Source organism: Streptomyces sp. NPDC058240 (genome assembly GCF_042882135.1).
Taxonomy (GTDB): Bacteria; Actinomycetota; Actinomycetes; order Streptomycetales; family Streptomycetaceae; genus Streptomyces.
The window spans coordinates 21,433-35,478 of the sequence record NZ_JBHVWT010000041.1 but is presented as its reverse complement, the minus strand read 5'-3'; the positions used below and the strand labels follow the sequence as shown (position 1 = coordinate 35,478).

The window sequence follows — 14,046 nt, the reverse complement described above, 5'->3', positions numbered from 1 at the left end:
GGGCCCCGACCCCCTTCCGGGTCGGGGCCCAAGCCCTGTGCGGTGTCCTCACTCACTCCGCCTCGAACTCCGCGAGCAGGGCGTCGAGGGAGTCGTCGCCCTCCCCGGCCGCGACGATCCGGCGGGCCATCTCGTGCAGCGTCAGCTGCTCCAGGAAGAGCGTGATGGGGACGTCGAGGTCGAAGTCGTCCCGGAGGCAGCCGACCAGGTGGACGGCGGTCAGGGAGTCGCCGCCGGCCGCGAAGTACGTCATCTCCGGGTCGTCGGTGTCCGTCAGACCCAGGGCGTCGGCGAGCAGCGCGCGGACGCCCTGCTCCAGGTCGGCGGAACCGCCGCCCTGCTCCGGCTGCTCGCCGCCCGGTGCGACCGGGCCGAGGCGGTAGGCGCCGTGGCTCTCCCCGGCGAAGGGGTAGGACGGCAGGGCGACCCGTCGGCCGCCGCCCTCCCGCACCACCGGCTCACCCGCCAGCCAGGCCTCGCCGAGCGGGTCGGGCCCGCCCAGGCCCGCCGCACCGCCCGAGGCCAGTTCGGCGAGCAGATCCGCCGCCCCCGCCCGGTCCCCGGCCCGCACATAGCCGCGCACGGCCATCGGGGCACGGCCCAGGCACAGCGTGTACGCGGTGTCGGCGAGCGACGGGGCACCCGGCGCCCGCAGCGCCCCGGCCAGCCGGCCGGCCATCGCGGCGAGGTCCTCCCGGGTGCGGGCGGACAGCAGCAGGACCTCCGGTGCGCCCTGGGCGTCCGGTTCCCCCGCATCGCTGCGCCGGGGCGCCTCCTCCAGGACCACGTGCACATTCGAGCCACCGATGCCGACCGAGCTCACCCCGGACCGCCGGGGACCGAGCTCGGGCTCCGGCCAGGCGGTCGCCCGCTCGACCAGGTGGAACGGCGAGTCGTCGAAGCCCAGTTCGGGGTGCGGTCTGCCTGCGTCGGCGTTCGGCACCAGGGTCGCGTGCTCCAGCATGAGCACCGACTTGATCAGTGCGGCGACGCCCGCCGCGGCGTCCAGGTGGCCGATGTTCGACTTCACCGAGCCGATCCCGATCCGCCCGGTGCCGAGCGCGCCCTTGAACGCGGCGGTCGCCGCCGCCGCCTCGATCCGGTCGCCGAGCGCGGTGGCCGTGCCGTGTGCCTCCAGGTACTGGGCGTCGGCCGGGTCGAGACCGGCCGCCGCCCAGGCCTCCACGATCGCGGCGGTCTGCTGGTCGACGCCGGGCGCGGTGAACCCGACCTTGGTGGCTCCGTCGTTGGTGACGGCGCTGCCCCGGATGACCGCCCGGACCGGGTCGTTGTCGGCGAGCGCGTCGGACAGCCGGCGCAGCACGACCACGCCCACCCCGTTGCCGGGCACGGTGCCGCCGGCCCGCTCGTCGAAGGGACGGCAGCGGCCGTCCGGCGAGTAGATGCCGCCCTGCTGGTGGATGTAGCCCCGCTTGCGCACCGTGTCCACGGCGACGCCTCCGGCCAGCGCCGTGTCGCACTCGCCGAGCAACAGGGACTGCACCGCGAGGTGCACCGCCGTCAGCGAGGTCGAGCAGGCCGTCTGCACCGTCAGGCTCGGGCCCTCCAGGCCCAGCCGGTACGAGATCCACGGGGCGAGGAACTCGCGGTCGGTGAGGATGCGTACCTGAAGCGCCCCGATGGACGCGGCGAGCCGCGGGTCGGTCTGCGCGGCCAGCATGTGCTCGGTGGGGCCGCCGCCGACGTACACGCCGGTACGCGCCGTTCCGCCGAGCGGGCTGCGGCCGGCGTCCTCCAGCGCGGACCAGGCCGTCTGCAGGAGCAGCCGGTGCTGGGGGTCGAGGGCCGCCGCCTCGGTGCGGTTGAAGCCGAACAGCTCCGCGTCGAAGCGGTCCGCGTCCACGAGATGGCCCTTGGCCGGTATGTGGTCGCGGCCGCGCACCTCCTGCGGGTCGGCGCCGTCGGCGATCAGTTCCTCCTCGGTGAAATCGGTCACCGAGCAGAGCCCGCCGAGCAGGTTCGCCCAGTAGGCGTCCAGGTCGGGGGCGCCGGGGAAGCGACCGCTCATCCCGACGACCGCGATCGCGGAGTCGGCTGCGAGAGGCTCGGCGGCGCTGGCGTTCTCGGTCATCGTGTGGTGCCTTTCCGGTAGCTGAGTCGTCGGGCTGCGGCGGTGCGTCGTGCGTGCCGGTCACCGCCGCGCGCGGCGGCCGTGTCGGCGGGAGGGGCGGTTGCGGGAGCCCCGGCTGCGGTCCCGGCGACCGCCCGGTCGAGATAGGCGGCGAGGGAACTGACGGTGGGGTGACGGAACAGGTCGACCAGGCTGAGCTCGCCGTACGTCCCCAGCTCGCGCAGGGCGGACAGGACGCTCAGCAGCCGGATCGAATTGCCGCCCAGATCGAAGAAGTGGTCGGTGACGGCGACGAGTTCGAGGTTGAGCACACGGGCCCACAGGCCCGCCACCAGCCGCTCGGTCGCGGTGCCCGCGACGGTGGTCGAGCCGTCCGGCCGGCACCGCACGGTGGCGGGTTCCGGGAGCCGGGCCCGGTCGATCTTGCCGTTGCTGCTGAGCGGCATCTCGTCCAGGCGCACGAACACCTCGGGCACCATGGACCCGGGCAGCCGTCGGGCGAGATGGGCGCGCAGCTCCGCGTCCGGGGGCGCCGCCCCGTCCCGGCCCACGACATACGCCACGAGCCGCTGCGCGGTGCCCGTGCCACGGACGGTGGCCGCCGCCAGGGCGACGCCCGGCGCGCCTGCCAACAGGGTCTCGATCTCGCCGAGTTCGACGCGTACGCCGCGCAGCTTGACCTGGAGGTCGGAGCGGCCGAGGTAGTGGATCAGGCCGTGCGCGTCGATCCGGCCCAGGTCCCCGGTGCGGTACATCCGGGTGCCCGGTGCGCCGTGCGGGTCGGCGACGAACCGTTCGGCGGTCAGGCCGGGCCGGCCGATGTAGCCCCGCCCCAGCGAGGCACCGGTCACATAGATCTCACCGGCCACCCCGGCGGGGACCGGCCGCAGCCGCTCGTCGAGGACGTAGACCCGGGCCCCGGGCACGGCGCCGCCGAGCACCACGGGCTCACCCGGGGTGAGGTCCCCGGTGGTCGCGTAGACGGTCACCTCGCTGGGGCCGTACGCGTTCACGATCCGCCGGCCGGGTGCGCTGAGCCGCTCGACCAGTTCGGCGGGGCAGGCCTCGCCGCCGACCGCGACGGTCCGCAGGTCGGGCAGCTGCCCGGTCAGGTCGGGCAGCAGCATCGCGGCGGACGGCGGCAGGAACACATAGGTGATGCGGGAGTCCCGCAGCCGTTCGAGCAGCGCCTCGCCGATCCGCTCGTCCTCCCGCGGGATGTGCAGTTCCGCTCCGGCCACCCAGGGGAAGAAGAGGTCGGACACGGCGACGTCGAAGCCGAACGACACGAATTGCAGCACCCGGTCGTCGGCGTCGACCGGGAAGGAGTGCCGGACCGCCCGGGTGAGGTTGAGCAGCGCCCGGTGCTCGATGGCGACGCCCTTGGGGACGCCGGTGGAGCCCGAGGTGAACAGGACGTAGGCGAGGTCCTCGGGGCCCGGTGCGGCACCGGGCGTGGCGGCCCCCGGGGTGACGGGGTCCGTGACGGCCGGGCGGTCGACCCGGATGCACGGCACCTCCAGGCTCTCCCCCTTCTCCGCGGTCTCCCGGGAGGTCAGGAGGAGTCCGGTGCCCGAACTCTCCACCATGTGGCGGAGCCTGGCCTCCGGGTGGGCCTGGTCCAGCGGTACGTACGCGCCGCCCGCGCGCAGGACGGCGAGGGCCGAGATGCCCTGGTCGGCCGAGCGCGGCAGGAGCAGACCGACCCGGAAGCCGGGCCGCACCCCGGCGGCGCGCAGCCGGGCGGCCAGCGCGTCGGCCCTGGCGAGCAGTTCGGCATAGCTCAGGCGGAGGTCGCCGCAGACCAGGGCCGTGGCATCGGGGTGTTCGGCCGCCCGGTCGGCGATCAGGTCGGGCACCAGGCGGTCCAGCGGCGCGGCCTCCGCGAGGCGGTCGGCGCCCGCGATGATCCGGCGGCGCTCGTCGGCCGGCACCAGCTCCACGGCGGACAGCGGTGCGGACGGGTCCGCGAGGAGCCCGGCCAGCAGCGTGCGGAAGTTGTCCGTCCAGCGGCGGACCGTGCCGGCCTCGAACAGGTCGCTGCGGTAGATGAACTGGGCGGCGAGTCCGGCGCCCCACCGCTCCATGAACAGGTGGAAGTCGAACTTGGCGGTGTCCAGGGTCAGGGGGAGCCGTTCGGTCGTCGCGCCGGCCAGTGCCAGCTCCGGCGCGACCTCGTCCTCGTAGCTGAGCGCCACCTGCACCACCGGGTCGTGGCTGGTCTCACGGACCGGGGCGAGGGTGTCGACGACCGCCTCGAACGGTGCGTCCTGGTGGGGCTGCGCCGCCAGCATCGAGGCCCGGACACGGCGGGTGAGTTCGTCGAGCGAGGGGTCGCCGGACAGGTCCACGCGCATCGCCAGGGTGTTGGTCAGCATCCCGACCATCTCCTGGAGTTCGGGCCGCTCGCGCCCCGACGCCGGATAGCCGATGACCAGGTCCTCGCCGCCCGAGATGCGGGAGAGAAACGCGGCGTACGCCGCGAACATCGTCATGAACGGGGTGGCGCCCTGGACCGCGGCCACCTCGGCCAGGCGCTCCCTGACCTCGGCATCGAGCAGGAAGCGTTCGGTGCCCCCGGCGGCCGTGCGGACCGGCGGGCGCGGGCGGTCCAGCGGCAGCTCCATGGCGGCGGGCGCGCCGCGCAGCCGGTCGACCCAGTGCTCCACGGACGCCTCGAAGGCACCGTCCGCGGCACGCTCCCGCTGCCAGGCCGCGTAATCGGGGAACTGGAGCGGGAGTTCGGCCGGCCGGTACGCCTGCCCCCCGGCCTCGTGCCGGTACCCCTCGGACAGCCCCTCCAGCATGAGGCCGAGCGACCAGCCGTCGCAGACCAGGTGATGGGCGACGAGCAGCACCCGGTGGCTGCCGTCGTCGACGGCGTACACGGTGCAGCGCAGCAGCGGCCCCTCGGCGGTGTCGAAGGGGCGGGCGGCCTCGGCGCGCACCAGGGCGTCCGCACGGTCGGCGGGCACGTCCCGCCGGACCGTGAGCGGCACCCGCCCGACGGCCGAGACGCGCTGCGCCGGGGTGCCGTCCTCGGCGGTCCGGAAGACGGTCCGCAGTGCCTCGTGGCGGGCGACGAGCGCGTTCAGCGCGCGGCCGAACGCGGCGGTGTCGAAGGACCCGTGCACCGCGAAGGCGACCGGGACGTTGTACTGGGGGGAGCCCGGATTCAGCTGGTCGAGGACCAGCAGGCGGCTCTGGGCGTCGGAGGCGGGGAACTCGTACTCCTCGTCCCCGCCGCCCTCCCCGGCGTAGAGGTCGATGAGATCGACGGCGTCGACGGTCATGGGTTTCAGTCCCCTCGGAGGGCGGATTCGAGGACCGCGGCGATCTCGGCCGCCGGGCCCGGAGTGAGTACGTCGCTGTGACCGCAGTCCAGTTCGTGCACGTCGAGCGCGGCGGTCACGCGCTGCCAGGCCTCGGTCTTCTCGGCCGTGGTCGGCCAGTCGTCGTGCGTCGCGGAGAAGAGCGTCGTCCGGCCGTCGTAGCCGGACGGGCGCCACTCCCGTACGAGCGCGGTGTGATGCGCCCCTGTGTCGACGAGGGTGTGCAGGCGGGCGGCGGAAAGGCCGTCGAAGGCACCGTCGCGGGCCATGGAGAACACCTCTGCCCGCTCCAGCGGGCCGGCCGGCAACGGCAGCTCCGGGGCATGGGAATGGAGCAGGATGCGCAGCATCTCGTCCTCGACGGCCGCGGGGTCCGGCGGCGTGCGCCTGATCTCGTCCGGCATCGGCATGGCGTCCACCACGGCGAGCATCCCGATCTCCTCGCCGGCCCGGCGCAGCCGCACCGCCAGTTCGTAGGCGAGCGGACCGCCGAAGGACCGGCCGAGCAGCAGATACGGTCCGTGCGGCTGGAGTTCACGCACACTCCGCAGATACAGGTCCGCCATCTCGCCCATGGTGGGGGGGAGTTGGCCGACGCCGCTCAGCAGCGCCGGGCTCTGCAGGGTGTGCACGGGGCGGGCCGGGTCCAGGTGCGGCAGCAGGTTCACGTACGACCAGCCGAGACCGAGCCCCGGGTGCACACAGATGAGCGGGGTGCGGTTGCCACCGGTCCGCAGGGTGAGCACCGGCTCCAGGCTGTTGTGGTGCGGCTCCTCCGGCGCCGTCGCGGACGACGGGCGTCCGGGAGCGGCGCGCAGCGGTGTCCGGGGAGCGGGGCCGTTCGTGGACGGTGGGGCGTCGAGCCGGGCGGCCAGAGCGGCCGGGGTCGGCGCGTCGAACAGGGCGGAGACCGGGATCCGTACGTTGAGGACCGTCTCGATCTTCGACTTCAGGCGCAGCGCGGTCAGTGAATGGCCGCCCGCCAGGAAGAAGTCGGTGTCGGGCCCGACCGCGGGGACACCGAGCACCGTGCCGAACAGGGCACACAGCTCCCGCTCGCGCGGAGTGCGCGGTGCCCGGTCGGCCGCCGCTTCCCCGCCGGGTCCGGGGTCGGGGAGCGCGGCCCGGTCGACCTTGCCGTGGCGGGTGAGCGGCACCTCGTCGATGCGGACCCACAGCGACGGCACCAGGTGCGCGGGCAGCTGCTCGGTGGCGTGCGCCCGCACCCGGGCGAGGGTCCGGTGCCACTGCTCCTCCCGGTCCGCGTCCTGCTCCGGCACCAGCCAGGCGGCCAGCAGCTTGCCGCCCGCCGCGTCCGGCCGGGCGCCGACCACGGCCCGCGCCACGCCGGGGCAGCCCGCCAGCGCGGCCTCGACCTCGGCGGGCTCCACGCGGAAACCACGCACCTTGACCTGGTCGTCGGCCCGGCCCGCGAACTCCAGCACGCCGTCCGGCGTCCAGCGGGCCAGGTCCCCGGTGCGGTACATGCGGCTGCCCGGCGGTCCGTACGGATCGGCGACGAACCGCTCCGCGGTGGGAACCGGCCGCCCGAGGTAGCCCTGGGCGAGCCCGCTGCCGCCGATGTAGAGCTCACCGGTGGCGCCCGCCGGGACGGGGCGCAGCCGGACGTCCAGGACATGGGCGCGGGTGTTGTCCAGGGGACGCCCGATGGGAACGGCGCCCGGGTGCCCCGCCGGTTCCCCGGACGCGGTGTGCGCGGTGGCGAAGACCGTCGTCTCGGTGGGGCCGTAGCCGTTGACGACCACCGTGTCCGGGCAGTGCTCCCGGAGCCGGCGCACGGTGTCGGGCGCGAGGACGTCGCCGCCGGACCACACCTCGCGGAGCCCGGACAGCGCGCCGGGCGCGATCTCCGCGACGGTGCGCAGCAGTTCGGGTGTGAGCATCAGCCCGGTGACCCGCCGTTCCCGGACCACCCGCTCCAGCAGGTCGGGGGTGACCGCTTCGGAGGGGGCGACGACCACGGTCCCGCCGTTCAGGAGCGGGACCCACACCTCGTAGGTCGAGGCGTCGAACGTGTACGGGTTGTGCAGCAGCACCCGGTCGTGGGCACCGCCCGCGAAGCGGCCGTCGGTGGCGAGTTCGGTGATCGCCCGCTGCGGGACCACCACCCCCTTGGGCTCTCCGGTGGAGCCGGAGGTGTAGATCACGCAGGCGGCGGCCCCGGGATCGGCGGGGACACCGTCGAAGGAGGCGGACGCGGACCCGGATTCCTCGGCGACGTCCAGCAGCGCGGTACCGGCGGGCAGCCGGGCGGCGGCCGGATCCGTCCCCGCGGTGAGGACCAGGGAGGGTGCCGCCGCGGACATCAGCCGGGCCAGCCGCTCCGACGGGTGCGCCGGGTCGAGGGGGAGCCAGCAGGCCCCCGCCTTGAGGACCGCGAGCTGGGCCACGACCATGGAGGCCGAACGGGGCAGCAGCAGGGCCACGGTGTGCCCCGGCGCCACACCGGCCCGGACGAGGCGGCCGGCCAGCCGGTCCGACGCGGCGTCGAGCCCGGCGTAGCTGAGGGTCTCGCCGTCCGTGTCGACGGCCGGCGCGTCCGGGGTACGGGCCACCTGGGCGGCGAATCGCCCGGTCGGGGTGGCGGGTGCGGCGGGCGCGCGGGTCGGGCCGTCGGCCAGGGCCAGCAGGCGGTGCCGCTCCGCCTCGGGCAGGGCGTCGATGTCCTCCACCGGTGTCCGCGGCGAGCGGGCCAGCTGCTCCAGTACGTGCGCCAGGTGTTCGGCGACCGCGGCGGCGGAGATGCCCCGGCGGCAGCTCACGGACAGCAGCAGCCGGTCCTCGGCGACCGCCGCGATCGTGACCGGGTAGTGCGTCGCGTCCGACACCTTCGCCAGGCGGACGGTGCCGGGGCCGTCGTCGCTCCCGGAACCCCGCGGGAAGTTCTCGAAGGCGATGATCGAGTCGAAGAGCTCACCGGCCCCCACGGCGCGCTGTACCTCGGCGGCGCGGGCGTGGTGGTGCTCCAGCAGCCGGGACTGCTCGTCCTGGATCCGGCGGAGCAGCTCCTCCACCCGCTCGCCGTCCCGCAGCCGCACCCGCACCGGCAGGGTGTTGATGAACAGCCCCACCATGGACTCGATACCGGGCAGGTCGTGCGGGCGCCCCGAGACGACCGCGCCGAAGACCAGGTCACGGGAGCCCGTCAGCCGAGCCAGGACCAGGGCCCAGGAGACCTGCACCAGGGTATTGAGGGTGACGCCCGCCGCGGCGGCCCGCCGGATCAGCGTCTCGGTGAGGCCGGCGGTCAGCCACAGCCGCGAACGGTCGGGTGCCGTGTCCGGTCCGGCAGGGGCCAGCAGCGCGGGCCGTTCCAGGCCCTCCAGCGACTCGCCCCACGCGGCTTCGGCCTTGTTCCGGTCCTGACCGCCCAGCCACACCAGGTAGTCCCGGTAGGGCGCGGCGGGCGGCAGCGGCCGGCCCGCCACGAGGGCGGCGAGGTCCCGCTCGACGACCGGCATCGACCAGCCGTCCAGCAGGATGTGGTGGAAGGACACGATCAGCTCGGCACCGGTGTCGTGCCGCAGGAACGTGGCACGGACCAGGGGCGGGCGGGCCACGTCGAAGCGGAGCGCCGCGTCCTCGCGCAGCACCTCGTCGGTGCGCACCCGCACCTCGTCCGGGGCGAGGCCCGCCAGGTCCACCTCGGTCCACGGCACCCGGACCGCCTTCGGCACGACCTGGACCGGCCGGTCCAGGCGCTCGTGGCGGAAGCAGGCGCGCAGATTGGGATGCCGGTCCAGGAGCGCGGTGACCGAGGCCCGTACCGTTTCCCCGGTGATCGCGGGGCCGATCAGGAAACGGGCCTGCACCAGATAGGGGTCGGGGCCGTCGGTCTGCCGGGCGGCGTGGAAGAGCAGGCCCTCCTGGAGCGGGGAGAGCGGCAGCACGTCCGCGATGCGCGCGTTCATCGTCGCTCCCCTTCGTCGCCGGCGGAGCCGGCACCGTCGAAGTCGGCGTCGAGATCGCCGAAGTCCATGTCCTGCCCGAGCAGTTCCAGCTGGTCACCGGTGAGGTCGACGAGCGGGAAGTCGGACGGGGTGTGGACGGCTCCGCCGTCCGGTCCGCACGTGTCCGCGAGGACGCCGAGCGCCTCGGACCACGCCCCGGCCAGTGCGCGCACCTCGTCCTCGGTGAACACCCCGGACGGGTAGGAGAAACTCGCCTCCAGAACGGGCTCGCCGTTCTTCTCGCGGGCCAGCACGTCCACCTCCAGGGTGTGCGCCAGCGGCACGGCGTCCGGGCCGGGCTCCAGCAGCCGCCCGCCCGCCGCGTCGCCCGCGCCGAACCGCCCCAGATAGTTGAAGCGGACATCGGGCACCGGGAGCGCGGCGAGTGCCGGGCCGGTTTCCGGGTTGAGGTAGCGCAGCAGACCCCAGCCGAGCCCGCCCGAGGGCACCGCCCGCAGCTGCTCCTTGACGCACTTCAGGGCCTCTCCCGGCTGACCGCCGGGCGCCACCGACGCGGCACCGATGTCCAGGCGGACCGGGTACTGCGTGGTGAACCAGCCGACGGTGCCGGACACATCGACCTGGGCGGAGACGACCTCGCGCCCATGGCCCTCCAGGTGGACGAGGAGCGCGGATCCGGTGCCCCGCCGCTGGACGGCCGCCGCGGTCAGGGCGGTCAGCATCACCGCGTCGGGACGGCAGTTGAAGGTGCCCGGCAGGGTGAGGAGCACACTGCGGGTGAGCCCGGGATCCAGGTCGAAGGTGAGGGTCTCCCGCTGCCCGTCCGCACCCCGGCCGTCGGCGAGACGGGCCGTGTCGTCCGCCAGCTGCCGCTTCCACCAGGGGAGTTCGTCGAGCCGCAGCCCGGCCTCCTGGGAGAGCAGCCGGGACCACCGGGTGAACGAGGCGGTCTTCGCGGGTGCGGCGTCGCCCTCGGAGCGGTGGTCCAGCGCCGCGGCGAGCTCTTCCCCGAGCACCCGCCAGGAGAAACCGTCCACAGCCAGGTGGTGCACGGTCAGCAGCAGGGCGCCGGGACGGCCGGAGCCGGGATCGAGCCATACCGCCCGCACCATCTCGCCGTGCTCGGGCCGGAGGGTGATGGTGCGTGCCAGTTCCGTCGCCCGGGAGTGGAGATCGGTGTCCGCCGGCACGGCCACCCGGACGGCCGCCGCGTCGGCGGCCGCGCTCTCCTCGGGCACCTGGAGCTCCCAGCCGGTGTCGTCCTCGCGCACCAGGCGCATCCGCAGCGCGGCGTGCCGCTCGACCAGTACGGAGACGGCCTCCTCGATCGCCGCGAGTCCGGTGCCGGGCGCCAGCGGGAACAGCATGGACTGGGTGAACGTGGCGGTGTCCCGGACCTGTTCGCGCCACCAGTGCATCACCGGGGTGAGGGGCAGCCGCCCGGTCCCGGTGTCCTCCTGCGCCGGGGCGTCGACGTCGGGCGTACGGGCCAGCACGGCCAGCCGGGCCGGGGTGCGTACGGTGAACACGTCGTGCGGCGAGAGTACGAGTCCGGCCGCCCGCGCCCGTGCGGCGAGCTGGATCGCCATGATGCTGTCGCCGCCGAGCCGGAAGAAGTCGTCGTCGGCACCGGCCTGTTCGAGGCCCAGCAGCTCGGCGAAGAGCCCGCAGAGGATCTCCTCGCGCGCCGAACCGGGGAGCCGGACGGCGTCGGCGGTCCGTGCGGCGGGCGCGGGCAGGGCGGCCCGGTCCAGCTTGCCGTGGGACGACAACGGCAGCGCGTCCAGGGCCACCACGGCGGCCGGGACCATGGCCGCGGGCAGGCGCCCGGAGGCGTGCAGGAGCAGCGCGTCCTCGTCGATCTCCGCTCCCGGCGCGGGCACCGCGTACGCGACGAGCTGCGCGCTGTCGCCCCGGTCGTGCCGCACGACGGCCACCGCCCGTTCCACGGTGGGGTGTTCGGCGAGCGCGGCGGCGATCTCACCCGGTTCGATCCGCAGCCCGCGCAGCTTCACCTGTTCGTCGCCGCGCCCGAGGTAGTACGTGCTGCCGCTGTCGTCGCGGTGGGCGAGGTCGCCGGTGCGGTACATGCGGCTGCCGGGCGGACCGTAGGGGTCGGCGACGAACCGCTCGGCGGTGAGCGCGGCACGTCCCAGGTAGCCACGGGCGAGCGCGGCACCCGCCAGGTACAGCTCACCGCCTGCTCCGGCCGGCACCGGCCGGAGCCGCTCGTCGAGGACATAGGCGGTGGTGCCCGGCACCGGTGTGCCGATGGGCGGCACCGTGCCGTCGGCCTCCAGCGGCCCGGAGACGGTGGAGACGACGGTCGACTCGGTGGGCCCGTAGGCGTTGTGGAAGCGTCGCCCCCCGGCGGCCCAGCGGGCCACCAGCTCCGGCGGGCAGGCCTCCGCGCCGACGACGAGGGCACGCAGATCCGGATGCGGGCCGGCCGGTACGGTCGCGAGCACGGACGGCGGGACGAACGCGCAGGAGATCCGCCGCTCGGTCAGAACCGTCCCGAGGGCCTCGCCCACGAGCGGACCCGGGGGCGGCAGCACCAGGGTTCCGCCCGAGCCGAAGGCCAGGCACAACTCGCCGACGGAGATGTCGAACGAGGGCGGCCCGAGCTGGAGCACCCGGCTGTCGGCGTCCAGCCCGATGCCGTCCACCAGGCTCCGGGTGAGCGCGGCCACTCCGGCGTGGGTGACCACCACGCCCTTGGGGGTGCCGGTGGAGCCGGAGGTGTGGATGACGTGGGCGGCATCGAAGGGCTCCGGGCCACCCGGCGGCAGCGGTTCCCCGGCCCAGGCGTCCTCGTCGAGGACCAGGACCGGCAGACCGGTCTCCAGGGGTGTGGCGCCCGGTTCGGTGACGAGGAGCACGGGCGCGGCCTCGGCCAGGACCCGGCGGATCCGCTCGGCCGGGTGGGCGGGGTCGAGGGGCAGATAGGCGGCGCCGGCGCGCTGGACGGCCAGCGCCGCCACCGGCCAGTCACTGCCGCGGGCGAGGGCGAGGGCCACGACCCGCCCGGGACCGGCCCCGAGTTGCACCAGCCTGCCCGCCAACCGGGCCACCCGGTCGTCGAGTCGGGCGTAGCTCAGGGTCTGCCCCGGGGACTCGACGGCCGGTGCGTCCGGTGTGCGGGCCGCCTGCCGGGCCACCAGCTCGGGCAGCGTGAGGGGGGCGGGGGCGGTGGGCCCGGCGGATCCGGCGAGCAGCTGATCGCGCATGGCCGGGGGCACCAGGTCGATGTCCCCGATGAGCGCGGTGGGGTCGGCGGTGATCTGCCGCAGGAGCTCGACGTAGCACTGCGTCCAGCGGGCCACCGTCGCGGGGCTGAAGACATCGGTACGCAGCCCGAAGCTGCCCTCCATGCCGTCACCGCTGTCCTTCACCACGCCGACGAGGTCGTGCTCGCCGCCGGTGTGGATGCGCTCGGGCTCCGCGAACTCCTTCATCACCGAGACGCTCGGCTGCTGCGTCAGGTGCATGAACACCCACTGGTACAGCGGGGCCCGGCCCGCGCTGCGCTCGGGCGCGGCGGCCGATACGATCCGGCCGACCGGCACGTCCGAGTTGGCCATCAGGTCCGGGAAATCGACGGCGAACCCGGCGAGCACGTCGGCGAAGGACCGGTCCGGAGTCACGTTCCAGCGGGTCGGCACGGCATTCATGACGTACCCGATGACCTGGTCCAGGCCCTTGGCCGCGCGGTTGGCGATGGGGGTGCCGATCACCAGGTCGTCGGCGCCGCTGACCCGGTGCGCCAGGACGGCGAAGGCGGCCATGAGGACGACGTAGACGGAGGCACCGCGCTCCCGGGCCAGGGCCCGCACGGCGGCGGTGGTCGGCGCGTCGACGTGGAAGGGAACCTGCGCGATGCCGTCGCCCTCGGTGACGGAGACGGTGGAGCCCGGCACGGTGAGCGGACCGGGCGGGTCGGCGAGATAGCGCCGCCAGAAGTCGAGCCGGTTGGCGAAGACCCCGGACTCCTCCAACTCGCTCTGCCAGGAGGAGAAGTCGGCGTACTGGACGGCCGGCCGGGTGAGGGGCGGCTCCAGGCCGTCGCGCAGGGCGCCGTACGCCTGCGCGAACTCGTTCTGCAGCACGTCGAACGACCACCAGTCGCTGATGGTGTGGTGCAGACTCAGCATCAGGGTGGAACGCCGTTCGTCGACCTGGACGAACCGGGCCCGGATCAGCTTGTCCCGGCCGAGGTCGAAGGGACGGCTGCGGAAGGTCTCGAAGGCCTCGTCGATCGTCCTGCCGGTGCCCCGCAGATCCTCGCGCTCCAGATCGAAGGTCCCGTCGTCGCTGAACTCGACGTGCAGCTCGCCCGACGGGTCCGTCACGATCCGGGTCCGCAGGATGTCGTGGTGACGCTGGATCAGCGTCAGCGCCGCCTCCAGATGCGCCGGGTCGACGGCCTGCTCGAAGTGGTAGGCGGCGCACAGGTTGAGCGCGGGGGTACCGGGATACAGCGAGTCGTACACCCACAGGTCGTGCTGCGCGGGGCTCAGCGGCACCCGGCGGGCCGGGTCGCGCGGCGGTATGACGGCGGGTATCTCGCGGGCCCGCCCCGCCTCCAGCAGACGACGCATCAGGCGGACCCGCTGCTCCCTGCCGAGTGCGCCGAACCGGTCGGCCATGGAAGAAGGGGACGCCGCACCCGGGACGGGGCGCGAAAAGG

4 protein-coding genes are annotated in these 14,046 nt (G+C 74.6%); all 4 read right to left on the bottom strand.

The window, feature by feature from the left end:
* Nucleotides 1–52: 52 nt before the first annotated feature.
* From ACFVX4_RS34350 to ACFVX4_RS34335, 4 genes are read right to left on the bottom strand one after another with little or no spacing between them, the layout of a single operon-like run.
* Complete coding sequence (locus ACFVX4_RS34350) at nt 53–2,092, bottom strand: beta-ketoacyl synthase N-terminal-like domain-containing protein (protein WP_389985155.1); 2,040 nt, start codon at nt 2,090–2,092, stop codon at nt 53–55.
* Nucleotides 2,089–5,385, bottom strand: coding sequence for an amino acid adenylation domain-containing protein (locus ACFVX4_RS34345; RefSeq protein WP_389985152.1), 3,297 nt, complete (start codon nt 5,383–5,385; stop codon nt 2,089–2,091). Before ACFVX4_RS34345 ends, ACFVX4_RS34350 begins: the two co-directional genes overlap by 4 nt.
* A gap of 5 nt (nt 5,386–5,390) precedes the next feature.
* Entirely contained in the window at nt 5,391–9,356 is a 3,966-nt protein-coding gene (locus ACFVX4_RS34340; protein WP_389985149.1) for an amino acid adenylation domain-containing protein, read from the bottom strand.
* Nucleotides 9,353–14,005: an amino acid adenylation domain-containing protein gene (locus ACFVX4_RS34335; protein ID WP_389985146.1), complete on the bottom strand. Its 4,653-nt coding sequence runs from the start codon at nt 14,003–14,005 to the stop codon at nt 9,353–9,355. The genes ACFVX4_RS34340 and ACFVX4_RS34335 overlap by 4 nt, the downstream gene beginning before the upstream one ends.
* Nucleotides 14,006–14,046 lie beyond the last annotated feature (41 nt).

What these genes read in the sequence shown, in the direction of transcription:
- ACFVX4_RS34335 (WP_389985146.1), bottom strand. Translation starts at nt 14,005, where the DNA reads ATGGCCGACCGGTTCGGCGCACTCGGCAGGGAGCAGCGGGTCCGCCTG.
- ACFVX4_RS34340 (WP_389985149.1), bottom strand. Translation starts at nt 9,356, where the DNA reads ATGAACGCGCGCATCGCGGACGTGCTGCCGCTCTCCCCGCTCCAGGAG.
- ACFVX4_RS34350 (WP_389985155.1), bottom strand. Translation starts at nt 2,092, where the DNA reads ATGACCGAGAACGCCAGCGCCGCCGAGCCTCTCGCAGCCGACTCCGCG.
- ACFVX4_RS34345 (WP_389985152.1), bottom strand. Translation starts at nt 5,385, where the DNA reads ATGACCGTCGACGCCGTCGATCTCATCGACCTCTACGCCGGGGAGGGC.